Raw genomic sequence first — 613 nt, forward strand, 5'->3', positions numbered from 1 at the left:
ACCTCCACCGACCACAGCGGTAGCCAGCAGCACGCGCCTGGCTTGTCGTCTGCCACGGGCCAGCACACCGGCGATAGGGCGCAGGTTCAATGGTCTCTTGACGGGCGCACACTAAAACGCGATGGCGAAGAGGTGCGCGAGCTCGGAGACAAGGCCGCCTCACTACTTCGACTTCTTATCAACAAGCGCGGCACGGACAACGAATTCGTGACACACGCCGAGGTCAAGAGTGTGTACACGGGCCCCATAACGCCCGGTACGGCTATCGCACACGTACGGGAAGCATTGAAGAAAACGAAAGGATTGGAGAAGGATTCGTGGGAGATAAAATCCGTCGGGCATGGAGAGGGTTGGCGTCTTGTTGGTTTGTGGAATGTGCAGGTTGAGTCTGGCGGGGCTGAGGCTTCTGTTAGTTCCGCTGCCGCTGGGCAGGATGTCGACGCTCCTGGGCAGGCGAACGCACCACTGGACTCCTTGGGCACAGTAAATGTCGATGCCGTGGGGGATTACGGTTTCAATGATGAGATGGGGCCGGGTGTTGGGCTGGCCGGTGGCGGCTTGTGGGGAAATTGGTTGCCAACGGCTGAGGGGATGTCGGCGGCGATCGGTGCCG

Annotated in this window: 1 protein-coding gene; it reads left to right on the top strand. The window is 60.2% G+C overall.

Features of this window, described 5'->3' with window-relative positions; translation table 11 throughout:
- Positions 1-132 precede the first annotated feature (132 nt).
- The coding region (locus tag ACLQ24_RS30085) for a hypothetical protein (RefSeq protein ID WP_425895114.1) at positions 133-613 on the top strand (481 nt) is incomplete at its 3' end.

The organism is Micromonospora sp. DT4, assembly GCF_049841675.1.
GTDB lineage: Bacteria > Actinomycetota > Actinomycetes > Mycobacteriales > Micromonosporaceae > Micromonospora.